The following is a 24,059-nucleotide window of genomic DNA, read 5'->3' on the forward strand; positions in this document are numbered from 1 at the left end:
GGCGCGAGCTACTGCCGCCTGCGTGAGACCGCGAACCGCTCGCTGAGCCTGATCAAGCTCGGCGCCGCGGTCAACGAGCACTGAGACCTCTCAGGCTCTTGGGGTCATCAGCTTTGCCGACCTTTTCCCACCTAGCGACGACGGCTTCGGCCGCGAGCGCAGTGGACGTCGTTCGTAGCTCACCTGGCACCCGGGCAACGGCTGTCGGCGCGTAGCGCTTGCCTAAGCGACTGACAAAGCCAGCCGCCTCAAGCTCGCCGGCGATCTGAGTCGACCCGACGATCGATCTAGGCCATTCGGTACGCCATGAGCGCTGTGCCTCGGTTTTGTGTACCGGTCAGCGGCTCAAATTCCCTGCAAATGAGCGATTTCAACCACTTGGGTTGGGGGTGGTGCCCAGGAAAGGATTGCATAGGCAGACGCAAAAGGTATTGATTTTGTTATATATTTTCAAGTGATGAGAGCGATTGTTACACACTCGTGTAACTCGCGGGTATCGATCGGCGTGCCCGAAACGTGTGCATTTGGAGGTGAACGGAACTAAAAGGCAATGGTGCCTACACGTCTTCCGTGTATCTTTGGGTTGATTAACTCAAAAGAATCGAGCCAGAGAAATCTTTTTGAAGCCCCGCAGCACTCACGATCTGGATTCCATTCTAGCTGCCCTCCAGCGGGACTACTCGAAGCTTTCCCCTCGAATTCGTAGGGCTTCACATTCGGTAAAGGGTGAATGGGAGGGAGTTACCCTTCATCTCCATTATCCAGCATTCAGACAAGGCGCTGCGACTGTTCAGGAACTCGTCGATGCGCTCGTCCACTATCTGACGCCGTTTGCCTTGCCTCGCTCCGAGATCGCGAAGGTTTACGAACAGTATGGCAAAATCTCAGCAGAGGATTTCTCATTCAGAACCTCCCAATTGTTTCAGTCTGCCGTAAGCCTTTTTAAGAGGGCGAACGAAGCGACTAACAGGAATGGTGAAGCGGGAGAACTTATCCTATTCCTTTTGACTGAGTGGATAATCGGGGCTCCGCAGCTCATTGCTAAAATGTCGCTGAAGACAAATCGCGAGATGCCCGTTCATGGGGCGGATGGAGTCCACGCACGTTATTGCCCGAAGACATCCAAACTCCTTCTCTATTGGGGCGAATCCAAGCTCTACGGAAACGTTGGGCAAGCGATCTCGGCCGCAGTCGAGTCCATCACAGACGCGCTAGACCCGGAGAAGCTGCGCCATGAACTGGAGCTTGTGCAGCGAAACATCGATTTCTCCGGCCTCGACGACATCGGAAAAGCAGCGATATTGAGACACCTCGACCCATACGATGATTCATTCAACGAGCGGCACGACGTTACGACCTGCCTTATCGGTTTCGACTTCGACGCGTTCAAGAAGATCAGCGCAGCCGATGGCGACAAAGCGGACGAAAAATTCTGCAAGCTTGCCGAAAGCGCACTGAGTAAAGCCGCCCAGGACGCTGCACAAAAGCTGAAAGCGGCGGGGCTTGCCGACCGGCCGATTGAGCTTTTCTTCCTCCCTCTCCCTTCCGTTAAGGCGCTCAGAGATCTTTTTCAGAAAAAGATTGGTTGGAAGGAATGATACAATCTCTCGCGGACCAAGTTTGGGGCAATCCCAAGTTTCACGCGGCATCGAAACGCGTAGAACTCGCTTGGCTCTCGAAAGACATAGGAATCGGGACACCGGGCGGGATCGAGGAATGCGAACCACGACGACTGATGCAGGCCGCTGCCATACTCGCATGTTCTACGAACGACGATCATAGAAGGTCCGCTTTTAGGATCGCGACTTGCGCCTATGAACTGTTCGGGACCGAGCACTACCCACTCGACCAAGCCCTGAGAGTCGTCTTAGCCCGATTGGGCAATTTTCCATCGTTGGAAACGCGCGCTCAAGTGAAAGAGGCGCTATCCTCCCTACCGTTTTCGCTTGCTGCTGAAGAGATCAACTCCGTTGACGCGAGAACCATTGAGTTCAATGAACGGCGCGTTTGCCTCACAGACTTTCAATACCGCCTTTGGACTAACTTGACCGCGCGGCGGCGCGTTGCGTTAGCAGCCCCAACCTCGGCAGGTAAAACGTTCGTATTACAGGCCTATCTGTCCTCGTTGTTAACGCCTAGTGCATCGGATTCGGTTGTTTACATTGTTCCCACACGGGCGCTGATTGCCCAGGTTGCCGATGACGTGGCGAAGCAATTCCGGGATTTGAATCTTCCCACTCCAAATATTGTCACTGTTCCTATCGAAGCCGAGGCCGAACTGCTAGGCCGCACAATATATGTGATGACGCAGGAGCGCGTTCAGCTGATTCTAAATTCCCATCCCCACTTCAACGCATCCACCATAATTGTTGACGAAGCGCACTCTATTGCGGACGGCTCGCGGGGCATTCTCTTGCAATGGGTCGTCGATGAACTGCTCGCACGTAATTCCAATGCTCAAGCTCTCTTCGCGAGTCCGACCATTCGTAATTTGGATGTCTTCGGACGGCTCTTTGGATTGCCCGATGTCGCCCAATTCTCTTCCATCGAACCAACGGTGGCCCAAAACTTCGTAACCGTGGAAATTCTGTCGGCCACCAATGGCAAGCTAGTCATTCAAACGATGGGGGACGGCTCGCAGCCCGCCCACGAAGTCGCAAGAACTCAGCTGAATCAAACGACCGCTAGCCGGATCGACAAGCTTGTTCACGTATCTGCCGCACTGGGCCGGAACCAATCCAACATCGTGTATGCGAATGGGCCCGCCGAAGCTGAGGACATCGCAATTCAGTTAGCCGATCTCCTCTCTGATCGCGAGCCGAGCGCTACCCAACTAGGCCTCGCGGAACTGGCCAGCGAGGCGGTTCACCCGCAGTTCGTGTTAGCCGAATGCGTTAAGCGCGGGGTCGCCTTTCACTATTCGAATATACCGACACAAATCCGTCGGGCCATTGAGAGCGCTGCGGCCAGTGGAGAGATCGATTACTTGGTCTGCACAAGCACTTTGCTTCAGGGCGTCAATCTCCCGGCCAAAAACATTTTCATGTGCCTGCCGGAGAAGGGGCGCAGAAAGCCGCTCGAATCGACCGATTTTTGGAATTTGTCTGGGAGAGCTGGCCGCTTGCGGCGCGAGTTTCAGGGGAACATATTTCTGATCGATTACGATCATTGGAAGAAGAAGCCTTTGGACGGCCCAAAAGACTCTGTAGTCGTCCCGGCCCTTGAGACTAGCATTCGCGAGAGAGAGTCTCAGTTACTAGATATGATTGGCGATAGTAAGAGAGTTTCACGTGGGGACGAACTAGACCTCGAAACCACATTCGTGCGTCTATATTCTGATCACAAACTCGGCGGACTCCTGGCCACACTTGAGAGGGTTGGCTTGCATTCTGATAGCACGCAGGCAATCGCCATTTCGAAAGCCCTCGGTTCGGCGGAACTGAATGTGAGTATCCCCGCGCAGATTATACGAAGAACGCCGAATATATCAGCACACAAGCAGCAGCTTCTCTTCGATCGGTTGACTTCAACGATCAAGCAAGGACCTGACGCCGCAAAAGCGTTGATCCCAAAACATCCCCGGGAGCCAGGAGCTTTCGATTCTTACGCTGCGATTTTGAAACTGTGCCATGAATTGATACTTGGCATCGACACGACGAGGAATCTTCACAGATTCCATGCTGTAGTGGCAGTAAAATGGATGTCAGGACTATCGTTACCGCAGATCATCGACGAACAGATCAGGCGCAACCCTAAGAAGACCGCCCGAACCACGATCCGCGAAACTCTCGATCTAATCGAAGGACAGATACGGTTTCAAGCAGTTCGGCTCTTTGGATGTTACCACAACCTGCTTGTTTACGCGCTGCAGAGCTCTGGACACGCAGATTTTGTGAGCAGTATCCCCTCATTGCCGCTCTATCTAGAGATCGGCGCATCTGACAGAACAATGATCAGCTTCATTTCGCTTGGGTTATCGCGCGTTGCAGCCATGAAGCTTAACGAACAGGCTGCACGCAAGGACATGGATGTGGCCGGCGCTAAAGAGTGGCTCCGCTCTCGTCCGCTAGAAACATTAGGCTTGTCTGCTCTTCTCCTGGCTGAGGTGCAATCGATAGTCGGGCAGTAAAGACGCTCCTAAAGAAGGATTAATAGCCGGCTGCTCGTCATCGGGTCGCTAAGGGCTTGCAATTTCCCCTGTAGCGGCAAGATGCAGCGTCTGTCGATACTCAAGGGCCTCCGCCACCTCCGTGAACTCAAGCAATTCACCTGTAAGAGCGTGAAGATGCTTTTTAACCTGGAGCGGAGTCGCCTTAAAGAATTCGCGACGGCGATTGACGGTGTTGACGCGGAGATCTCCGAGTCGCCCATGAAGTGCTGCCTCTATTCCTACAGCATCATTCGAGAAGAAAAGCGCGTGAACATCAAAATTAAAGGGCACGGAGGCGTCACTGAGTTCCTTTATGCGATCCATCGGGTCAAGGCGGCGGGTCATTCCAACCTTCACCATCTGCTCACCGAAGGAGCCTATGTTGGAGATGACGTAAACATATCCGGCTCGAATGTTGGCGGCACGCGCGTCGACACTCTCGATCGCCTGGTCAACCTCTGCAAGCTGCTCACGCAGCCTCTGTGATCCTTCAGTGTCGCCGTTGGCTTCCAAAGCCGCCAATGCATTTGAGTAGTGTTGCTTTTCTTTTTCCAATTTGGCCCGCTCGCGCTCCATCTCCTGCTGCGCTTTCCGTTCCTCTCGCAGGCGCTCCCGCTCCTGGCGTTCAGCCTCCTTTTCCTCCGCTTGCTTCTGGAGAAAATCAGCAGTCAATGCCAACTCGTCGACGCGAAGCTGGTAGTATGCAGGGGATATTTGAATTTGCATTGTCGCGCCAAGACGCTTGATGATTTCCTCGACCTTGCGAAGGCGCTCTAATGCGCTATCGAGTTTATAAGGTTTGTGGCCCCGCACCAAAGTATCGGCCTCGGCATTGAACGCCCGCAACATCAGTTTGGAGAAATCTTGCACCATCTTTCGGCCTTCCTGGGCCGAGCCATTCACCGTCCAGTCAGTGGTAGCTAGTATCGCGCCGCCATCGCGCTTCGTTGCGGACTTAATCGATGCCTGCAATCGCTCGAGCGCCTGCTGATATGCGACCGCATCGGATAGGGGGTGGCGGTAGTCATAAATGCCGACTTCTTGGAGTATGACTGCTTCCCTTGTCTCTACCACGATCTGACGAGCTTCTTCGTTTTTGGCATCGACCAGACGGCTAGCTGCTTCAACCTGCTCTTTGGATGACGCGACAAGCGCATCTAGCTTCGCGATTTCAGTTTGCGTTTCCTGCTTTCGCTTCTCTAGCTCCAAGATTGACAGTCCGCCCAGTTCAGCAAGTTGCGCCAGCGCTTGATCACGTTCTGCCTGGATCGCTTTCGCGTCCGCAACCAAGCTGCGTCCAATTTCGGCAAGCTTTTGCGTCTTCGCTTCCTCAGCGCTCAATCGCGCTTGCAAGTCGTCCACCTCCGCCGACAGTCGCCGGGCAAGCTTTCGAGCTCCAAAAAAGGGGACGGATATGGCGTTGCTAGACATCAATCTCTTCGCGAATGACTTGGATAGGAAACCGTTTGCTTTTTCCAAACTACTAATGGTTGCAGTCTCGCGCAACTCGCCAAAGGTCCATGAATCAGCCTCGCGAAACAGCGCGGTAATTCAGTGCGGGCATCAGGGTTTCCGGTTGCTCCGGCCGCTCTCCTGCGCTCCGGGCGAAAACTGCGCGAGGGTCGAAAAACTAAGAGGTCACCTCGTGGCGTCGGCGACGAGCTTTCCCCCCATGCCCCTCACCAATTTCTGACACATCGTTCAGCGCCGCTTCCCGGACTTCGGCGCTCCTGCTCCGTGCGGCCATTGGCACGCTCGCGCGCCATCACCGCCACTGCGTGAGTCGTTTTACTCAGGCGATCTCTCTTGAGTTGCGCCTAGCTGATCGAGCCCTCGGCTGGCAGTCATTGGCCCTCCTGCCCGCGAGCAAGTGTTCCGAAAACCCCTGCCGATGGGGGGCGTTGGTCGTGCTGATTTTGCTGGGTTTTTCCAATTGCTCCCCATGGTTCGGAAATCACTTGTCTTCGGAACACCGCAACGAGCGCAAATCTATCTTGAAATCTCTAAATCTCTTCTATAGATAGATTTCGAGATTGGAGGAGATGATGCGCAGTATTTCGCTTTCGACTGATGTATTCGCCGCCATCTGGCAGGCCCGCCAAGATGGAGAGGAAACCGAAGACGCGATCCTGAGACGCATTCTGGGATTGCCACCTCAAACGGCTCCTGAGTCGGCCGGAGGTCGCATGGGTGGCTTTTACGACGAGCGCAGCGGCGTGCACTTCCCCCAGGGCCAGCGGATTTATCGGACCTACAAGGGGCACAAGGTCGAGGCCATCGCCCAATTCGACCGGTGGTTTATGCCTGCCACAGGGCAGTCATTCCATTCGCTCCACAAGCTCAGCCAAGCGGTCAACAACGGGAAGCACGAGAACGCTTGGCACAACTGGAAATACCGCGATCCGGAGACCGGCGAAGAACACGTGATTGACCATCTCCGTAAGACGCGGGGGGAGGACCAATCATGACCAAGCGCGTCGCAATCTATCTCCGTGTCTCCACCGTGGAGCAGACCGTCGAAAACCAGCGGCGTGAACTTATGGCAGTAGCCGAGCGCAGCGGTTGGCAGGTCGTGCATGTCTTCGAAGACGCAGGCGTCTCCGGGTCCAAAGGGCGCGACCACAGGCCCGCTCTGGCTGCCATGATGAAAGCGGTCAATCGACGCGAGATCGACATCGTGGCTGCATGGTCCGTTGACCGATTAGGTCGGTCGCTCATCGAACTCATTGAGGTGCTGAAGGACCTGCACGCAAAGAGCGTCGACTTGTTCCTGCATCAGCAGGGCCTCGACACTTCCACCTCGTCCGGCAAGGCGATGTTTCAGATGCTGGGCGTCTTCGCAGAATTTGAACGTGCGGTGATCCGCGAGCGCGTGATCGCAGGCCTATCGAGAGCAAAGGCCGCCGGCACCAAGTTGGGCCGGAAGCCTATAGACGATGGAAAGGAAGCGAACATCAGGTCCCTCCTCGCCGAAGGGCAAGGCGTGCGGCGCATCGCGCGAAGTCTCCATGTCGGGGTGGGAACGGTGCTCCGGGTTCGTGACCGCCAAGCATCAAGCGTGAGTGCAGCAGAATGAATGTGCTAGCCCGAGTAAATATCGTGGACGCGGATGCGATCCTCAAACGATGTCTGGACTATCTAGGCCCAGCCGAAGACTTCCTTGCAGGTCGTCGCAAAGAGCTGCCCGACGCGAGTCGCCTTGCCAAGCCATTTGGCTGCATCCTTGAGGCAAGAGCTGATGGGGAAGATTTATTTAATCTCGGAACTCCATTCGTTGCCGCCAAAATCGAGGACCTTGATGCACCGGATGAGGAGCGACGGGAGCGATACTTCGATCCATGGGATTATGCGTTGATGCTGGTGATGTTGTTAGCTGGGGCTCGCTTCCGATTCGACCGCTCGAAATACGCTCGTTACTACTTCCTTGCGTATGTCGGTCCCGTTGGGAAGGTGGGCAATCACTCCCTTCGCCGAATCATCATGAATCCGCCGCCAGCGTCAGATGTCCGACAAACACGCAGGACCCCGGACGCCCATCTCGACTATCGCCGCGCCGGCCTTAAAGCGATCGCCAAGCGCGTCGTCAGAAAGCTGGGACAGATGACGCGGTCTCACTCTCGCGGGCGCGAGGATTCCATCGCATTTGCGGTTGAGCTTTTCGCGCGGCAACTAGCAACCCATGGCGCAGATAGATTCCTGGGCCTGAATGTTGCGGACTATGAGGCACTCTTGCGCCGCGCGGTAGCTGTTGCTGATGCGATGCACAGTGCAGTTCATGATTTGAAGGCCGGTGAGTAAGATGGCCCGCTCCCCGCACGGGCGGCGTAAGCGCATCGGCAAACTCAAAGCGCGTGTTAACTCGGACGCCGACGATCACTTTCTAAGATGCACTATGATCGGATGTGGGCGGCCGACAGCACGCGCCGCGAAACAGGGATTGAGCGCCACCCTTTGCCGCAAGCATTTGCTTCACAGGCAGCGGCATGGGTCTGCATGGTGCGCAACCCCGGCGGCTACTGCCCTCAGACCCTATGTTCGAGCAGCTCGTTCGTTCATCAGCTTGAATCGAGCTGATCCCTACGTCAGCCACGCGCTCGCCGCCCTAGGAGTTCTCATGGCGTCGGCTGGTCCGGCCGAGATCGCGTCGCGGCTCCGTGGCGTTCCCGCAGAGCGCCGCGCCAGAATCGCCCTAGCGAGGCTCCGGGAAGCTGGCATCCATCCCGAGCGGCTTCTTGCCGTCACGATCGCGGTGCACTCACTTATTGAAGAGGCGCCTCAGGTCGTTCACCGGATCAGGGAATGGCGCATCGTGGCCATCGCCAAAGGCTGTCATCGGCTCGCCAGTGTTTACCGGCCATGGACGTTTATCGGAGCAGATGGCCGAGTTCGCCGCGCCACAAAACAAGCCTATCCGCGAAGTGCCGGCCGCGTGCTGCGCTATCTCGGTGGAATGATCGAGCGCGAGAGTGGGTGGGTGATCGAGAAGCACCTGGCTGCGGTGGTTGCGCACAAGGTTGCTAGATACGGCGCCCATCCTGCCATTACAAACCCGCTCAAATTCGCCCTTCCGGGCGGCCATCACGCCCATCCCTGAAAATTTCCTGATGACACTTTTGCGAGAGATCACACCCGACGGTGGCGGTGCACACATCTTGAAGCACCTGCCCGGTTACATCACGCCCGGCCCAAAGCGGCGCCGGCTGGTTCCGATACGCTGCGAGCCCCGCTGGCGTGCCGCGGCACCTTCGTTGCAGCAAGAGGTCGCCCGGCTTATCGAATTGCTGACGAAGCAAGAGCCGCCAAGACAGCGCCGCCGCCGGCCGAGAGATGAAACCACGTTCCACCTCGCCATTGAGTGCATAGCGTGCAATCTACTGGCGGTCTCGCTGGCCGCTCCCGAAAGGCCCCTCGCAGTTACGTTGGCGAACTCCGCTTCGCAACTTACTCCGATCTTCGGCAAGCCCGCTCGCAAGGTAATAGACCTGATGACCGGGCTGGGGCTCATCACCAAAGTAAAGGGCTACCCCTATCGCGGCCCCACGACGATCCAAGCCACGCCGAAACTTCGTGAGCGCTTATCGTTGGGCCAGATCAAGTGGAATGCGTTACGACTTGAAAACAATACTGAGGTGTTGGTCCTCAAGAGTGGTAGCAGAGACAAGCCGACCGAGGATGATGATACCGATGCGATGCCAACTCGTAGCGCGAGCGCGATAGATAAAGACCGGCTTGATTCTCTTGCTGAAGATGTGCGGAGCATCAACGCAGCAATCCTCGAAGCGCCTATCGAATGCTATCGAACCGCGATGGCGCATGTCAGCGAACGCCCCGGAGCGGCGATGGCGAGTTTGATGACATTGCACCACCTGAGCCTAAGGCGGATTTTCAACGGCTCGTGGCACGAAGGCGGTAGACTATTCGGCGGTTTTTGGCAGACCATGCCAAGGCCGGACCGGTTCAAGCACCTTCGCATCGCGGGTCAGGGCATCGGTCTGGTCGACTACGGCCAGCTGTTTCTTCGGATTGCATATGCAGACGCTGGTTCAACGCCAGTGCCCGGCGACCTCTACGACCTAACCGGGCAGGACACCCTTAGGCCAGGCTGGAAGCCGCTGCGCGACGCCCGCAAAAAATTGGTCAACGCACTTTTCTTTCGAAGGGCACCACTCAAACAATGGCCGGGGGCAACGCTTGCCGAGGTGGCCCAAATACGCAGCGCCTTTCAGCGAGGGACAAAGCCTAGCGACGCCATTCAAGCAATCAAAGATAAGCACGCACCGATCGCTCATTTGTTCGAACGGGGGCACGGCCTCCGCTTCATGCGGATTGAAGGCGATCTCATTGTGGCTGTAACGCTGGCCTTATTCAGGCGCGGCGTGTTTTCTCTTCCAATTCACGACGCCGTGGCCGTGCCTAGAAGCGACGTAGAAGTGGCGGCGACAGTAATGCGGGCGGAGGCTAGGCGGGCTATCGGCGCCGATGTCCCGGTTGAAATTCAATTCGCCGTGAGATGAATGACGCTTGTCGCGACGGTTCAGCTTACCGTTCCTCTATAGCAGCTAGAAGGGGGAACTCAGAGGGTTCAAACTCGCAGGTTCATCGCAGCAGACTCTAGGCTACCTTCAAGTGAAAGGGCGGCACCACCCCCTCCTCCATTGTCACCCTTAGTGCGTCCTGCAAGGGTCAGCCTTCACCAACCCTGAAGGGTCACCTCCAAGCTCGGGTGAGTGACCACCACCCTCCTACATGGCCCCCGAAAGGGACTATTTTCCCGTCTCCTCCATAGGGCCGAACCATGTGCACGGACCAAGGCGGCCTCAATTCATCCTCTGACGCAGCTTCCTAATGATCTCGCGGAGGTCATCGGCATATTCCTCGATGATGCGTCGAGCCTCCTCCAAGCGCGTCGGCTTGGGCGTCGGACGTTTCTCGGGCTCGGGCTCATCCATGCCTAAGACTTGGTAAGAGGACGACAGTAGTCATTGCGCTAAATCAACGGTCCTCTTCAAAGCCAACTTGAGGTCCGGTGCTAAAAGTGACCTGCCTGACACACCGGACGAGATTCGGGACTAACCCAGGGTCCTCTTCTAGGGCACCAGTAAGCGATCAGGGGTCGTCTTCAGGGCACGGGCCAACAGTTGCGGGTGCCCCTCTCTGCACATAGGCCAGAGAGGCAATGTCGGCAGGGTTTAGGTTACCTGTCCTTTTCGGCACGGTTCCTCAAGTGAGGACTGTCGTGCAATACCACGTTCAGCAGGGAATTATGGACCTCCAGTGATCCGTTGTATTTGATGAACCCAAGCTTGCGGAACTTGTTCATGAACATGCTGACGCGCGACCTTGTGGTCCCGACCATCTCCGCGAGTGTCTCTTGGCTTATCTTCGCTATGACCGGCTCTGGCTTACTCTCCTTCCCGAAGTTGGCCATCAGGAGGAGCACCCTCGCCAAACGCTTTTCACTGGAATTAAAAAGTTGGTCGACCAAGTCCTCCTCGACTCGGGCGTTTCTCGACAAGAGGTGAGCCATGAACATCTCAGAGAACTTCGGCTCGTCATGAAGCACACGCACGATAGCTGCCTTTTCGAGCCGCATGATGACGCACTCCGTCACCGTCACGACCGTCGCCACCCGCAGCGGATGCCCATTTAGGCAGCTCTCACCGAAGAAGTCCCCATTTCCGTGGAGCGCGACGACCGCCTCCTTGCCCTGCTCGGAGACGACGCAGACCTTGACCTTGCCCTCCTGAATGTAGAAGACCGCATCACCGGGGTCTCCCTGAGAGAAGACCTTCCGATTCTTCCGATAGTTTGAAACGGTCCTCCCCGAGGCCACGGTGTGGAGGAACTCCTGGACGTCGAAGGGCTGCTTCTTCGTTGCCTTGGCCACGCTTCCCGCCTTTAATTATCAACTGGCTTACATTCTAGGGCAAACCGATCATCAGGAAAACCCGGCCGGATGCCAGTGGCAGTGTAGTGGCACGTTTCGCCGGCGGCCAAGTGAGCACTAAAGCTCAGACTTCGGCTCCAAATGTGCGCAGTCTCGTTCGTTATGGAGATGCCGAACCAAGGCGTCCCTGTAAGCGAGGAGCTGAATTATGGGTGTCATCCTTCCGTTCGTATCAGCCGGCGCATTCGAGCCCAACGATATTGAGGCGATGTCCCTAGCTTGTGAGGAAGTTTGCGATTATCTTCATGTCAATGGCGACGCGCGGGCTCGTGAGACCATCGCTGCGAGGGTCATCGAGCTAGCGCAACGCGGCGAACGTTGCCCCTCGGTGTTACCTGACCAGGTGCTTGCGGAAGCGAACGCCGGGCCCGGACGATGGCTGATAAGACTCGGAGACGGCGAGGCGACTCCCGCTAACGATGACCTCAGGCTGTCCGCCTCTGGTCCTAGGCCGAAGAATACTTGAGCCCGAGATAATCTCTCTCGCCGGCAAATCGGACTGTCGAGCCACATTGCCTCGACCACCGCTTATCGCCCGAATGCGACGGATCTGTCCTAATCTCGTTCTTCATTAACTTTTCGAGGGTGATCAAGATTGACCATATATCTGGCGCCGCACATGACAGATTGCATTGATCATCGCGTGGCCATTGGTATCTATCGGTGATGAGAACGCCATAAGCGCTCCCGCCTCCTTCTCCGGAAAGGAGACTCGCGCCATGCAGCTAAGACGCCGCATCAAGCAAACCACATCCCTTGAAGAACGCCTTTCCGAACAAGCGCTGCGCTTGCGCGATGAAGCCAAATCGCTTCCACCAGGTATCGAGCGGGAGCGGGCGATCCGCAAAGCCCGGCAAGCCGAGACCGGCGCACACATCAGCGAATGGCTAAACTCGCCCGGGCTACAATCGCCAAAGTGAGCGTCGTAGCAGGAGGCAGTCTGGACTGTGCCGATGGGATGTCAGAGCAGGATGTTGCTCGGTTCCGCGCTCAAGCCGACGAGTGCCGTCAGTGGCGAGCAGGCGGTTAACCCGCTCGACAAAGAGGCGTGGTTGCGCTGGCCGGCGAGTGGATAAAGCTGGCACAGAATGCCGAAGGTGATCGCCGCCGAGAGTAAGGCCACATCAATTGGTGCCTCTTTCCATCCACGTGTCAGATACCGCTTCTGGCCTTAAAGACCTTGCAGGACCGAAGGGTTTTGTCGGCTTACGGTGGCTTAGGCGACGTCGAGTGCCGGGAACCTCGCAATAGCATTCGCCTTAGCCTTGATGGTCACATCTCCGTAGCCCTCCGAGACACTGCGCGGCGCATGCCCCTGTATGGCGTCCAGCACGCGCATCTCGACGCCTTGATCAATGCCCACCGTCTTGAAGCGATGGCGCCAGCCGTGGCTAGGATCAACGTTCTTGTCCTTCACCACCTCGCGAACAAACTCATTGACCTTATTTCGCACCGTCTTCACCGCGTTGCGCACCCCTAGCTCACCGGCCTTGGGATCGATGAACAGATAGCCGCCCTTCGACTTCTCATAGAACTCCAAGAAGCCTTCCTCGGTGATCTGCCGATGGAGCACGACATCACGCGCCTCATCAGTCTTCACCGGCCCCGCCTCAGGCGTGACATGCAGCACCCAGAGCTTGCCTTCGCGCCGCAGGTCCTCCTTGCGAATTTGGATCATCTCGCCCACGCGGGCACCCGTGAAAGCACATAGCCACGGCACCCACCGCTTTGCCGCCGCCAGCTTCGGGGCCTCCCGGCCCGGCACGAACTCGCGAGCGTGCCTCAGGATGGCGATAGCCTCCGAATCATAGAACCCCTTGGGCCGGAGCTTGCGCGGCTTGCCGACCTTGATGGTGATCCCTTCGGCCGGATTGCTGGGCAGCCTACGATTGACCACCGCCCACCCGAACAGTGTCTTCAGGCCCGCGAGATCGCTGTCCTTCACGGTCTTCGGGCTAACGCCGCTCTGCACGCGATAATCCTTGAAGCAAACGATGTCCTCCGGTGTCACTCGGCTCGCGGTGTCATGCTTCAGGAATGTCACAAGACGCGCCATCGAGTTGCGATAGCTCTCATAGGTGCTCTGCTTGCGCCCTGCCAGCTTGGCTTCCTTCCACCAGTCCTCGACCAACCCGGTGAGGGAGTTCTTGGAGGCGCCCCGCTTTGGCTTTTCCTTCAGTGCCCTTTCAGGCGCCTGCCAGTCCGGGAAGCGGGCGGCCTTGAGGTCCGGCGCATAGTCCCCTCCCGCATTGCGCTGACGGCTCATGAAAGCGTCCCGCAACGCCATCCAAAAAGCGACCAGCAACATGGCGCGCGTTTCGCTGTCCACGCGGCGAATGCCCTTGGTCAGCAAGAGGCGATCCACGATAGGGCCAAGCGGCTTTTCCAAGTGCTTGGGGTCGCCATCCTTGCCGACCTTCTCCCACATCGCCACGACGGCCGCCCATTGAGCTTCTTGCTCGTCCTGACTGTCGGTGTCTGGCGCCCAGCCAACTCCGGGCGTGTGCACCATGGCGACACTCCGGGCGCGGCTCTCGCTGTCCGCCCAAACGCGATAGAGTTCGCCCGCCAAGGCCGTCGCCTGTCGGTGGCTCAGATGCACAGGGGCATCATTGCGGAGCGCTGCCCAGACGGATTCCAGATAGGCCGCCGCGAGCGCCTGACGGGTCTTGATCTCGCTGGGGTCTGTGGTGCGAAGGGAGAACCGGACTGCCTGAGCGCCCTCGCGAAGCGTCACAAAAACGAAGCTATCACCGAGCGGAATCGCCAGTTCGAAACCGACTGCTTTGCGTCGGACATCAGCCGGAATGCGCTGCACGAAAAGAGGAAAGCGAGACCCGTCCCGGCGCATCGGCCGAACAACCCTGAACAGCAATGTTACACCCCATTGTTACACAGTCGGGGCCAACGCAACACTCTGAAAGGGCTTATCTATCTGGATTTGTTTGCGATCCAGAAAAGCATGGTGCCCAGGAAAGGACTCGAACCTTCACGGCCGTTAAGCCACTGGCACCTGAAGCCAGCGCGTCTACCAATTCCACCACCTGGGCATGCCGTTTGGGGCACGGAGGCGGTTACTACGGTTCGGTGACGCCGTTGTCAATTCATGCGTGACCCGGGTTTGGGGATGCCGATTGCGCATCGCAAACCGGCCCGATACAAGCCTGACAAGACGCACTCTTTTCCGCAGGAACGGCTCCCATGGCATCGAATCTGGACACGCTCGTCACGGTTTTCGGCGGATCGGGGTTTTTGGGCCGGAATGTCGTCCGCGCGCTGTGCAAGCGCGATTACCGGGTCCGGGTCGCGGTGCGGCGGCCGGAACTGGCCGGATACCTCCAGCCCTCCGGCAAGGTCGGGCAGGTCCACACCGTGCAGGCCAATTTGCGCTATCCGGCCTCGGTCGAGGCGGCGCTGCGTGATTCGCACGTCGTCATCAACCTCGTGGGCGTCCTCACCGAGGGCGGCGCGCAGACCTTTGACGCCGTCCAGGCCAGGGGTGCCGAAACGGTCGCCAAGGCAGCGGCCGCGGCCGGCGCCCGCCTGGTGCATGTCTCGGCGATCGGGGCCGATGCCGAATCGCCCTCGCGCTATGCCAAGGCCAAGGCGGCCGGCGAAGCCGCGGTGTCGGCTGCGGTGCCCTCGGCCACGATCTTCCGCCCCTCCGTGATGTTCGGCCCCGAGGACCAGTTCACCAACCGGTTCGCCGCGCTGGCCCGGATGTCGCCGGTGCTGCCGCTGATCGGCGGCGAGACCAGGATGCAGCCGGTCTATGTCGGCGACGTCGCCACCGCGATCGCGGACGCCGTCGACGGCAAGGCCAAGGCGGGCGCGACCTACGAGCTCGGCGGGCCGGAAGTGCTGACCATGCGCGAGATCATCGAGGCCATCCTCGAGATCACCGCGCGCAAGCCGGCGCTGATCCCGCTGCCGTTCGGCCTCGCCCGCTTCCAGGCGAACTTCCTGCAATTCGCGCCGGGCGCCTTCAAGCTGACGCCGGACCAGGTCACGATGCTCGAGCGTGACAATGTCGTGTCGGATGCGGCGAAGGCCGCCAGCCTGACGCTGGAAGGGCTCGGCATAACAGGCGATTCGCTGGAGGCGATCGCCCCGCAATATCTCTGGCGCTTCCGCGCCGCCGGTCAGTTCCAGCGTATGAGCGTGTGAGGTGGGTGTCACCTCTCCCGCTTGCGGGAGAGGGAGCAGACCCGCCGCCGCGGCTACAGCCTCAAAACTTCAGCTTCTTGAACACCGCTTCCGGCAGCGTCTTGATGATCAGCATCACGAGGCGCCATTTGCCGCTGACATAGACGACGTCGGTCTTGTTCTCGACTGCCCGGAGAATGGCATCGCCAACCACCGGCGCTTCGACGGTGAGCGGGCCGATCAGCTTCATGCCATCAGTCATCTTGGTGCGGACGAAGCCGGGCTTGACGGTGACGACATGCACGCCGCCAAGGCTGGCGCGGGCGCGCAAGCCCGACAGGAAAGCGGAGAAGCCGGCCTTGGCCGAGCCATAGACATAGTTCGAGGCCCGGCCGCGATCGCCGGCCACGGACGACACGCCGATAAGCGTGCCGCTGCCGCGGCCTAAGAATTTTTCGGCGAACAGGCCGAGGATCAGCGAGGGGCCTTCGTAGTTCGAACGCATGATCGCGGTGGCGTGGACGAGATCGCTCTCGGCATTCTGCTGCATACCGAGCAGGCCGACGATCGAGATGACGACATCGGGCAATGCCGGCAGGCCGCTCACAAAGCCCTCGAATGAGGCGGTGTCGAGCACATCGAATTTGTAGAGACCGACGTCGATCGCGTAACGCGCGCGCAGATCGGCCGCGTCAGGCTCCAGCGCGGCGACGTCGCGGCCTGCGAGGCCGACATCGTAGCCGGCTTTGGCGAAGGCACGCGCGGCGGCGCGGCCGATGTCGGAGGAGCCGCCGAGCACCAAGACAGATTTGCGTGACGTCACGGCCTAGACCTCATCAAACAGACGCTGTGAAAGTTTCGATCGGATATTGCCGGCGGGATCGAGCGATTTGCGGATCGCGTTGAAACGCTGCAAGGCAGGATAGCCCGCCGCGAAGGTCGCGCGCGACTGGCGCGCGTCTTTCGCCAGATACAGCCGGCCGCCGGCGGCGACGACCAGGCGATCGATCTCGTCGAGGAAATTCAGGATGTCGCCCTTCACCGGGAAATCCAGCGCCAGCGTGTAGCCGGGCAGCGGGAACGACAGGATGCCGTCACCCTGCCCGAGCTTCTTGAGCACGGCGAGGAAGGAAGCATCGCCGCGCCGCGCGACACGATCGAGGATGTCGCCGAGCACGCCGCGCGCGCCGGCTTGCGGGATCACGCATTGATGCTGCAGGAAGCCGCGCTTGCCATAGATGCGATTCCACTCACCGACGCTGTCGAGCGGAAAGAAATACGGATAGAGCGAGACCACATGGCTGCCGCCGGCGCGCCGCGCGCCCATGCGATAGTAAAGTTCGTTGAAGGCGCGGACGCTGGTGCGGTTCAGTGCCATCGACGGCAGGTCGACGGGCACGCTGAGGCGAGACTCCTTGCCGACCGGAAATGCATCGGCGCCTTCCGCCAGCTCGCCCCTGCCCGCGTGCTCGCCGAGATAGATCAGCGAACGGCCGAGATCGCGCCCCCGTGCCACGCAATCGATCCAGGCCACCGAATAGGTCGCGGCATCGCCCGCCTCGAGCGCGCGCATCGCGGCATCGAGATCAGACGCGGAGATCACCCGCTCGCGGATCCACCCGGTCTCGACCCGGCGCAGCCGCATCGTCGCTTCGAGGATGATGCCGGTCAGGCCCATGCCGCCGACGGTCGCGAAGAAGGCATCGGAGTTCTGTTCACGCGATGCCTCGATGACCTCGCCCTGCCCGGTGCGCAGCAAAAGGCTGTCGACATAGCGACCGAAGCCGCCCTCGCAATGATGGTTCTTGCCGTGGACGTCGGCGGCGATGGCGCCGCCGATCGAGACGAAGCGGGTGCCGGGCACGACGAAAGGCAGAAAGCCACGCGGGCCAAAGGTGTCGATCAGGTCCGACAGGAGAACGCCGGCTTCGAGGCGGATGCGCCCGGTTGCCGGATCGAACGACCTGACCCGGTCGAAGCCGGTCATGCCGATCGTCCTGACGGCGCCGATCGCGGCATCGCCATAGGCGCGGCCGTTGCCGCGCGCGACGGTGCCGGCCGAGATGGCTTCGCCGACTGCCGCGAACGAGCGCGGGCGCAGCACATCGCTATCGACGACCGGGAAACGCCCCCAGCCGCTGACGAGGGTCATGGCTCAGCTCCTGCGCCGGACGCGCGCCGCCCGGCGTTGGAAACTGACTACCCATCAAAAGCTTATTTTGGGTTGAAAACGCCTGCCAGCCGAACTGCCGTAGCCCGGATGGAGCCAGACAGTTAACGCCCCAGCGCCAGCGCGATCAGGCCGAGCGTGCCGACGATGACGCGCCACCAGGCGAACACCACGAAGCCGTGCCGGGTGACATATTCCAGGAACGTCTTGACCACGATGATCGCGGTGATGAACGACACCACGAAGCCGATCGCGACGATGCCCATGTGGTCCATCGTCATCTCGGAGCGGTTCTTGTAGAAGTCGTAGGCGAACGCACCGATCATGGTGGGGATGGCGAGGAAGAACGAGAACTCCGCCGCCGCGCGCTTGTCGGCGCCCAGGAACATCGCGGCGACGATGCTGGCGCCGGAACGCGACACGCCCGGGATCATCGCCACGCACTGCGCGATGCCGATATAGAGATACATCAGCAGCGGAAACCTCGTGGCGTCATGCTCGCGCGGCTTGAGATCGAGCTTGTCGACCCAGAGCAGGATGGCGCCGCCGACGATCAGCGTGAAGCACACGACCCAGGGATTGAACAGCACGCTCTTGATGTATTTGCCGGCGACGAGGCCGACGATCACAGCCGGCAGGAACGCGACCAGCACGCCGAGCACGAAGCGGCGCGAATAGGTGTCGCCCGTGAAGAAGCCGATCACGACATCCCAGAGCTTCTTGAAGTACAGCCCGACGATCGCGAGGATCGCACCCAGCTGGATCAGAACCGTAAACGAATCCCAGAAGGCGCCTTCGCCGAGATGGAAGAAGCGTTCCGCGAGCAGCAAATGGCCGGTCGAGGACACGGGAAGGAACTCGGTCACACCCTCGATGATGCCGAGGATCACTGCCCGTATTGCGTCTGACATATTTACGGTCCATTTCGGCTGGAAAAGCGGGGCCCTTCTCGCCTATTCGCCCCCATGCCGCAATCGCAAAATGCGAAATCACGCCCTTGCCTCGCGGTTTTGAAGGACTAGTGTGGCGTCGCACAAACATTGATGGAATCTTAAGCACCATCAAATAGTCAAAGGCTTCATGTTTACGCTGTTTCATCATCCGTTCTGTCCGCATTCGCGTTTCATCCGCCTGATCGCGGGCGAATACGGGCTCGACCTCAAGCTGGTGGAAGAGCGCAGCTGGGAGCGGCGCGAGGCATTTTTGTTGCTCAATGCGGCCGGCACGACGCCTGTGATGGTGGACGACGAGCAGCCGCCGATCCCGGGCGCTGCGATCATCGCTGAATATGTCGACGAGGCCTATGGCGCCGGGATGGGACCCAAGCGCCTGATGCCGGAAGCCATCGGCGTGCGTGTCGAGGTTCGCCGTCTGATGGCCTGGTTCAACGAAAAATTCTTCGAGGAGGTCTCGCATCCTCTCGTCACCGAGCGCATCTACAAGCGCTTCATGAGCGAGGAGAACGGCGGCGGGCCGCCCTCGGCCGACGTGATGCGCGCCGCCAAGGCCAATGTGCGCTATCATCTGGCCTATATCGGCTGGCTGGCGCAGACCCGTAATTTCCTTGCCGGCGACCGGCTCACTTACGCGGATCTCGCCGCCGCGGCGCATCTCTCGGCGATCGACTATCTGGGCGACGTGCCATGGAGCGAGGACGACGCAGCAAAGGCATGGTACGCGCGGGTGAAGTCCCGCCCGTCGTTCCGTCCGCTGCTGAGCGAATGGCTGGCCGGCGTGCCGGCGTCGCGGACCTACGTGGACCTGGATTTCTGAACTCCGATCCGACTGAACTGAAGGCAGCGCTCACGCGCGAGGCGCGGGCGCTCGGCTTCGACTGCATCGGCGTCACCGCACCTGGCACGATCGAGAGTGCCGGAAAATACTTCCTCGAATTCATCGCCTCCGGCGGCCATGGCGACATGGACTGGCTCGCGGCGCAGCCGGAGCGCCGGGTCGATCCGCGCGGGCTATGGAGCGACGTGCGCTCGGTGATCATGCTCGGCGTCAATTACGGCCCGGACCAGGATCCGCTCGCGATTCTCGAGCAGCGCACGCGCGCGGCGATCTCGGTCTATGCGCAGGGCGACGACTATCACGATCTCATCAAGAAGCGGCTGAAGGCGCTGGCGCGCTGGCTGGTCGCGACCGCGCCGTCGGACGTGAAGGTGTTCGTCGACACCGCAGCGGTGATGGAGAAGCCGCTGGCGCAAGCTGCGCATCTGGGCTGGCAGGGCAAGCACACTAACCTCGTCTCGCGCGAGTTCGGCTCGTGGCTTTTCCTCGGCGCGATCTACACCACGCTGGAGCTGCCGCGCGACGCTGCCGAGATCGATCATTGCGGCTCGTGCCAGGCCTGTCTCGACATCTGCCCGACGGCGGCGTTTCCCGCGCCCTACAAGCTCGATGCGAGGCGTTGCATCTCCTATCTCACCATCGAGAACAAGGGACCGATCCCGCACGAATTTCGCAAAGCCATCGGCAACCGCATCTATGGCTGCGACGATTGCCTCGCTGCGTGTCCCTGGAACAAGTTTGCGCAGGAGGGGCGCGAAGCCAAGCTCGCCGCACGCAGCGAATTGCGCGCGCCTGGTCTCGCCGAGCTGGCACGCCTCGACGACGCCGCGTTCCGCGCGCTGTTCACGAAATCGCCGGTCAAGCGCATCGGCCGCGATCGGTTTTTGCGCAACGTGCTGATTGCGATTGGCAACTCGGGTGACGTGACGTTGTCGGAAGAGGCGCGGCGGTTGCTGGAGGATGCGAGCCCGCTGGTGCGTGGCGCGGCGGTGTGGGCGCTGGGGCAACTGGTGGGGCGGGAAGAGTTTGAGGCGATGAAGACCGCTGCGTTAGACGACGAACGCGACGACAGCGTGCGTGAGGAGTGGCAGACCGTCGCCTAACCCACCCGTCATTCCCCGCGAAGGCGGGGAATCCAGTACGCCGCGGCTTCTCGATTTTGTCACGGCCGTCTCGGACTACTGGATCGCCCGGTCAAGCCGGGCGAAGACACCTGTTGTTGTGGCGAGAGCTTGCGCGCCTGACTCTCACGACGGCACCACCACCCTTGATTTCCCCGCGCGTTTCTTCAATCTCGCGCGCATGACAAACCTGCCTTTCTTCACCCGCAACAGTAATACATTCCATCCGACGGAAGCCGCCAACGGTCCGTGGGATCCGAAATCCCTGCATGGACGCGTCGTCGTCGGGCTGCTCGGCTTCGCCATCGAGGAGCGCCATTCCGGTCCCGAATTGGTGCCGGCGCGGCTCACCGTCGACATGTTTCGGCTGCCGACCATCGACAAGCCGATCGAGGTGACGACGCGTCTCGTGCGCGACGGCTTGCGCATCCGCGTGGTCGAAGCGGAATTCGTCTCCGGCGGTGTCAGCATGGCGCGGGCCTCGTGCCAGCTGCTGCGCAAGACGCAAAATCCTGATGGCAATGTCTGGTCGCCGCCGAACTGGGACGTGCCGAAGCCGGCCGACATTCCAAAACCCACCGATCCCAGGCTCGGCATGAACGGCAAATGGACGACGCGCCCCATTGTCGGTCATATGGGCTCGCTCGGTCCGCGAAGACTCTGGATGAGCGAGGTGCGCGAGCTCGTCGCGGGCGTGCCGATGACACCGTTCGTCCGTGTCGCAACGGGTGCGGATTTCGCAAGCCCCTTTGCCAATGCCGGCGACAACGGGCTCGGCTACATCAACAGCGACGTCACGATCTATCTGCACCGCCTGCCGGTGACGAACTGGATCGGCTTTCAGGTGGTGAACCACCACGCCACCGACGGCGTCGCGATCGGCGAATGCTGGCTCTATGACGAACAGGGCCCGATCGGCACCGCGACGGTGGCCGCGCTGGCGCAGCGCAAGCCGATGGCCAATCCGTCGAAGCGATAGACTATTCACCGTCATTCCGGGAACGCGCAGCGTGAGCCCGGAATCCATGCCGCCTCGCGCTTTGACGTCCGATGGATTCCGGGTTCGCGCCAAGTGGCGCGCCCCGGAATGACGATGGAGAGAGTTGCGCCTCTACTTCAAATGCCGCTTCATCTCCGGTCGTGCCTTCAGATCGGCGCCCTGCTTGGCGACGATCTTGGCAATCCGCTCCGGCGCAAACTTCAGGTCGACGAATGCCGGCGCGGTATTGGCGACCTCGTGATAGCTCACGATCTTGCCGCCCTTCAGTGTCATGATCGCAACGCCCTCGAACATCGCCCGCGCGCCGTTCGCTTCCGGCAGGGTCGAACGATAGCTGAAGGTATAGCGCGCATAGAGCGTGGTGCCGTCGGTGACGGGATCGTGCATGTCCCAGCGGAAATCGGTCGCCGTGCGATAGAACCAGTCGTCGATCATCGCGGCGATCTTCTCGTGGCCGGCGAAGGCGCCGTAGAACACGTCGTGATAGACGCCGTCCTCGGTGAACAGCTCGGCGAACGCTTTGCCGTTGCGCTGCTCGACCGCATCGCAGAAGGCGCGCAGCATGGCGGTGGTGGTCATTGGATTGCCTCCTGAAGGAAGAAGGCACTTCACCCGATCTCAGCCACCGCGGCAAGAATGCGCGCGATGTCCTGCGGGCGGGAGAGGCGGTGATCGCCGTCCTGGATCATGGTCAGCACGACGTCGTCGGCCGGCAGGCGATGCGTCAGCGCGAAAGCGTGCTGCCAGGGCACGTCAGGATCCTTCGCACCTTGCAGGATGCGGACCGGGCAGCCGAGATCGATGGCGCTGCCGAGCACGAGATGGTTGCGGCCCTCCTCGATCAGGTTCCGCGTGATCGGATAGGGCGAGCCGTCGCCATATTCGGACGGCCGCAGCCAGACACCCTTGGTCTCGATCTCCTGCTTCACCGCGGGCGAAAAATTCTTCCACATCAGCTCTTCGGTGAAGTCGGGCGCCGGCGCGATCAGCACGAGCCCTGCGAGCGAGGCCGCGCCAGAACGCTTCCTGATCTCGCGCGCGAGCAGCAGCGCCATCCAGCCGCCCATGGAGGAGCCGATCAGGACCTGCGGGCCATCGCAGAACCGTTCGAACACCGCCACGCACTCCTCCAACCAGCGTCCGATGGTTCCGTCGGCGAAATCGCCGCCGGATTCGCCGTGACCGGAATAGTCGAACCGGACCATGGCGCGGCCGTGGTCCCGGGCCCAGGCGTCCAGTGCCAGGGCCTTGCTGCCCTGCATGTCCGATTTGAATCCGCCGAGCCAGACCAGCCCGGGCCCCTGCCCGCGCCGGCTGCGCACCGCGATCCTGCGTGCTGAGGGGCCCTCACCCACATCGATGGAGTCGAGTACGGCATCAATTGCATGGCTCATGGAACGTTTAACCTGGCTGCGCGGTTTGAGCTGTCGGGTCGTATTCCGCAGCGCCGGAGACCGGCATTGTCCCTTTGGGACGCTTGCGGAACGGAAGCAAGGTGTCTATGTCGGTCAGCGTGCCCAGGCGTGGCCGAAATACCTCGCATTTGAGGGTTTTTCGTTTCGCGCACGAGCGAATTGCTTGCCGGCAAACGCATCTTCCTGCAAAATAGCAGCCTCTTTCACAACTTTGGAGAACCACCCATTCGCCGTCCCAATAAAGCCCCGCCCGTCGCCAGCAAAGATGGGCCGCGCATCAATGATGATATTCGCAATGCGCAGATCCAGCTGATCGATCAGGCCGGTGACAACAAAGGCACGGTCGAGACCGTCATGGCCATCCGGATGGCCCAGGAAGCCGGCATGGATCTGGTCGAGATCTCGCCGAACGTCAGCCCTCCCGTCTGCAAGATCATGGACTACGGGAAATATAAGTATTCGGCCCAGAAAAAAGCCGCCGAAGCCCGCAAGCGGCAGAAGATCGTCGAGATCAAGGAGATCAAGCTCCGCCCGATGATCGACGACCACGATTACGACGTGAAGATGCGCGCGATGCAGCGGTTCTTCGAAGAGGGCGACAAGGTCAAGATCACGCTGCGCTATCGCGGTCGCGAAATGGCGCACCAGGAGATCGGCACCAAGCTGCTCGACAAGATCAAGACCGACGTCGCCGAGCTCGCCAAGGTCGAGCAGGACGCCCGATTTGAGGGCCGTCAGGTCGTCATGGTTCTGGCGCCGCGCTGACGCCGGTTGCTTGGAACTCAAGAGTTCAACGGCCCGTCCGGATCTCCGGCG

General features: G+C 60.0%; 21 protein-coding genes and 1 tRNA gene. 13 read left to right on the forward strand and 9 right to left on the reverse strand.

The genetic code is table 11. The annotated features are described in order from the left end of the window. Window positions 1–620: 620 nt before the first annotated feature. Together IC66_RS0118500 and IC66_RS0118505 are read left to right on the forward strand one after the other, a co-directional pair. Window positions 621–1,598 carry a HamA C-terminal domain-containing protein gene (locus IC66_RS0118500; protein WP_157158066.1) on the forward strand — a complete coding sequence of 326 codons (978 nt, stop codon included), beginning with the start codon at window positions 621–623 and terminating at the stop codon, window positions 1,596–1,598. Between the two features lie 314 nt (window positions 1,599–1,912). Continuing rightward, entirely contained in the window at window positions 1,913–4,129 is a 2,217-nt protein-coding gene (locus tag IC66_RS0118505) for a DEAD/DEAH box helicase (protein WP_162131334.1), read from the forward strand. 48 nt (window positions 4,130–4,177) lie between these two features. Here the strand turns inward: IC66_RS0118505 and IC66_RS0118510 are convergent, their stop codons facing one another. Next, on the reverse strand, window positions 4,178–5,656 hold the full coding sequence (locus tag IC66_RS0118510) for a DUF4041 domain-containing protein (RefSeq protein WP_202948581.1): 1,479 nt from the start codon (window positions 5,654–5,656) through the stop codon (window positions 4,178–4,180). 536 nt (window positions 5,657–6,192) lie between these two features. Between IC66_RS0118510 and IC66_RS0118515 the strand changes: the two genes are divergently transcribed. From IC66_RS0118515 to IC66_RS42595, 5 genes are all read left to right on the forward strand, one after another. Continuing rightward, window positions 6,193–6,618, forward strand: a complete 426-nt coding sequence (locus tag IC66_RS0118515) for a hypothetical protein (protein WP_038948609.1) — start codon at window positions 6,193–6,195, stop codon at window positions 6,616–6,618. After that, window positions 6,615–7,226, forward strand: coding sequence for a recombinase family protein (locus IC66_RS0118520; protein ID WP_038948610.1), 612 nt, complete (start codon window positions 6,615–6,617; stop codon window positions 7,224–7,226). The genes IC66_RS0118515 and IC66_RS0118520 overlap by 4 nt, the downstream gene beginning before the upstream one ends. A 23-nt stretch (window positions 7,227–7,249) precedes the next feature. Then, window positions 7,250–7,948, forward strand: a complete 699-nt coding sequence (locus IC66_RS0118525) for a hypothetical protein (protein ID WP_157158067.1) — start codon at window positions 7,250–7,252, stop codon at window positions 7,946–7,948. Between the two features lie 316 nt (window positions 7,949–8,264). Next, a complete protein-coding gene (locus tag IC66_RS43485) occupies window positions 8,265–8,744 on the forward strand; it encodes a hypothetical protein (RefSeq protein ID WP_244429124.1) in 480 nt (159 codons plus the stop codon). 154 nt (window positions 8,745–8,898) lie between these two features. Further along, the gene (locus IC66_RS42595; protein ID WP_157158068.1) at window positions 8,899–10,164 is read left to right on the forward strand and encodes a hypothetical protein; all 1,266 of its coding nucleotides are present in this window, start codon (window positions 8,899–8,901) and stop codon (window positions 10,162–10,164) included. A 680-nt stretch (window positions 10,165–10,844) separates the two neighbouring features. Here the strand turns inward: IC66_RS42595 and IC66_RS0118545 are convergent. Next, window positions 10,845–11,537 (reverse strand): Crp/Fnr family transcriptional regulator, encoded by a 693-nt coding sequence (locus IC66_RS0118545; RefSeq protein WP_038948614.1) that lies wholly within the window; start codon window positions 11,535–11,537, stop codon window positions 10,845–10,847. Window positions 11,538–12,316: 779 nt separating this feature from the next. Here IC66_RS0118545 and IC66_RS43490 point away from each other — a divergent pair. Next, window positions 12,317–12,517: a hypothetical protein gene (locus IC66_RS43490; protein WP_083859304.1), complete on the forward strand. Its 201-nt coding sequence runs from the start codon at window positions 12,317–12,319 to the stop codon at window positions 12,515–12,517. Between the two features lie 296 nt (window positions 12,518–12,813). On the opposite strand, the gene IC66_RS0118560 is transcribed toward IC66_RS43490, so the two are convergent. Beyond that, entirely contained in the window at window positions 12,814–14,472 is a 1,659-nt protein-coding gene (locus tag IC66_RS0118560) for a tyrosine-type recombinase/integrase (protein WP_244429125.1), read from the reverse strand. A gap of 88 nt (window positions 14,473–14,560) precedes the next feature. Beyond that, window positions 14,561–14,647: transfer RNA gene (locus IC66_RS0118565), tRNA-Leu, on the reverse strand. Between the two features lie 151 nt (window positions 14,648–14,798). On the opposite strand from IC66_RS0118565, the gene IC66_RS0118570 reads away from it, so the two are divergent. Then, the gene (locus IC66_RS0118570) at window positions 14,799–15,764 is read left to right on the forward strand and encodes a complex I NDUFA9 subunit family protein (RefSeq protein ID WP_028139442.1); all 966 of its coding nucleotides are present in this window, start codon (window positions 14,799–14,801) and stop codon (window positions 15,762–15,764) included. A 61-nt stretch (window positions 15,765–15,825) separates the two neighbouring features. Here the strand turns inward: IC66_RS0118570 and IC66_RS0118575 are convergent, their stop codons facing one another. The 3 genes from IC66_RS0118575 to IC66_RS0118585 form a co-directional block, all read right to left on the reverse strand. Continuing rightward, window positions 15,826–16,566 (reverse strand): SDR family oxidoreductase, encoded by a 741-nt coding sequence (locus tag IC66_RS0118575; RefSeq protein WP_038948617.1) that lies wholly within the window; start codon window positions 16,564–16,566, stop codon window positions 15,826–15,828. Between the two features lie 3 nt (window positions 16,567–16,569). Continuing rightward, window positions 16,570–17,895: an FAD-binding oxidoreductase gene (locus IC66_RS0118580; RefSeq protein ID WP_038948618.1), complete on the reverse strand. Its 1,326-nt coding sequence runs from the start codon at window positions 17,893–17,895 to the stop codon at window positions 16,570–16,572. 122 nt (window positions 17,896–18,017) lie between these two features. After that, the gene (locus IC66_RS0118585; protein ID WP_028139439.1) at window positions 18,018–18,824 is read right to left on the reverse strand and encodes an undecaprenyl-diphosphate phosphatase; all 807 of its coding nucleotides are present in this window, start codon (window positions 18,822–18,824) and stop codon (window positions 18,018–18,020) included. 169 nt (window positions 18,825–18,993) lie between these two features. Between IC66_RS0118585 and IC66_RS0118590 the strand changes: the two genes are divergently transcribed. From IC66_RS0118590 to IC66_RS0118600, 3 genes are all read left to right on the forward strand, one after another. Then, window positions 18,994–19,686, forward strand: coding sequence for a glutathione S-transferase family protein (locus tag IC66_RS0118590; protein ID WP_038948619.1), 693 nt, complete (start codon window positions 18,994–18,996; stop codon window positions 19,684–19,686). After that, window positions 19,635–20,810, forward strand: a complete 1,176-nt coding sequence (gene queG, locus IC66_RS0118595) for a tRNA epoxyqueuosine(34) reductase QueG (protein WP_038948620.1) — start codon at window positions 19,635–19,637, stop codon at window positions 20,808–20,810. Before IC66_RS0118590 ends, queG begins: the two co-directional genes overlap by 52 nt. Window positions 20,811–21,009: 199 nt before the next feature. Then, the gene (locus IC66_RS0118600; RefSeq protein WP_038948621.1) at window positions 21,010–21,807 is read left to right on the forward strand and encodes an acyl-CoA thioesterase domain-containing protein; all 798 of its coding nucleotides are present in this window, start codon (window positions 21,010–21,012) and stop codon (window positions 21,805–21,807) included. A gap of 132 nt (window positions 21,808–21,939) precedes the next feature. Here the strand turns inward: IC66_RS0118600 and IC66_RS0118605 are convergent, their stop codons facing one another. Together IC66_RS0118605 and IC66_RS0118610 are read right to left on the reverse strand one after the other, a co-directional pair. Then, window positions 21,940–22,407, reverse strand: coding sequence for a nuclear transport factor 2 family protein (locus IC66_RS0118605; RefSeq protein ID WP_038948622.1), 468 nt, complete (start codon window positions 22,405–22,407; stop codon window positions 21,940–21,942). 29 nt (window positions 22,408–22,436) lie between these two features. Then, window positions 22,437–23,222: an alpha/beta hydrolase gene (locus IC66_RS0118610; RefSeq protein WP_038948623.1), complete on the reverse strand. Its 786-nt coding sequence runs from the start codon at window positions 23,220–23,222 to the stop codon at window positions 22,437–22,439. Window positions 23,223–23,468: 246 nt separating this feature from the next. On the opposite strand from IC66_RS0118610, the gene infC reads away from it, so the two are divergent. After that, window positions 23,469–24,008, forward strand: coding sequence for a translation initiation factor IF-3 (infC, locus tag IC66_RS0118615; protein WP_080670072.1), 540 nt, complete (start codon window positions 23,469–23,471; stop codon window positions 24,006–24,008). The last annotated feature ends 51 nt before the right edge of the window (window positions 24,009–24,059 follow it).

The organism is Bradyrhizobium genomosp. III, from assembly GCF_000261705.1.
Classification (GTDB): Bacteria; Pseudomonadota; Alphaproteobacteria; order Rhizobiales; family Xanthobacteraceae; genus Bradyrhizobium; species Bradyrhizobium ottawaense.

Bases quoted from the DNA above. Each gene is read 5' to 3' on its own strand.
- IC66_RS43485 (WP_244429124.1), top strand. From the start codon at position 8,265: ATGGCGTCGGCTGGTCCGGCCGAGATCGCGTCGCGGCTCCGTGGCGTT.
- IC66_RS0118515 (WP_038948609.1), top strand. From the start codon at position 6,193: ATGATGCGCAGTATTTCGCTTTCGACTGATGTATTCGCCGCCATCTGG.
- IC66_RS0118605 (WP_038948622.1), bottom strand. From the start codon at position 22,407: ATGACCACCACCGCCATGCTGCGCGCCTTCTGCGATGCGGTCGAGCAG.
- IC66_RS0118610 (WP_038948623.1), bottom strand. From the start codon at position 23,222: ATGAGCCATGCAATTGATGCCGTACTCGACTCCATCGATGTGGGTGAG.
- IC66_RS43490 (WP_083859304.1), top strand. From the start codon at position 12,317: ATGCAGCTAAGACGCCGCATCAAGCAAACCACATCCCTTGAAGAACGC.
- IC66_RS0118600 (WP_038948621.1), top strand. From the start codon at position 21,010: ATGACAAACCTGCCTTTCTTCACCCGCAACAGTAATACATTCCATCCG.
- IC66_RS0118580 (WP_038948618.1), bottom strand. From the start codon at position 17,895: ATGACCCTCGTCAGCGGCTGGGGGCGTTTCCCGGTCGTCGATAGCGAT.
- IC66_RS0118570 (WP_028139442.1), top strand. From the start codon at position 14,799: ATGGCATCGAATCTGGACACGCTCGTCACGGTTTTCGGCGGATCGGGG.
- IC66_RS0118520 (WP_038948610.1), top strand. From the start codon at position 6,615: ATGACCAAGCGCGTCGCAATCTATCTCCGTGTCTCCACCGTGGAGCAG.
- IC66_RS0118585 (WP_028139439.1), bottom strand. From the start codon at position 18,824: ATGTCAGACGCAATACGGGCAGTGATCCTCGGCATCATCGAGGGTGTG.
- IC66_RS0118590 (WP_038948619.1), top strand. From the start codon at position 18,994: ATGTTTACGCTGTTTCATCATCCGTTCTGTCCGCATTCGCGTTTCATC.
- queG (WP_038948620.1), top strand. From the start codon at position 19,635: ATGGCTGGCCGGCGTGCCGGCGTCGCGGACCTACGTGGACCTGGATTT.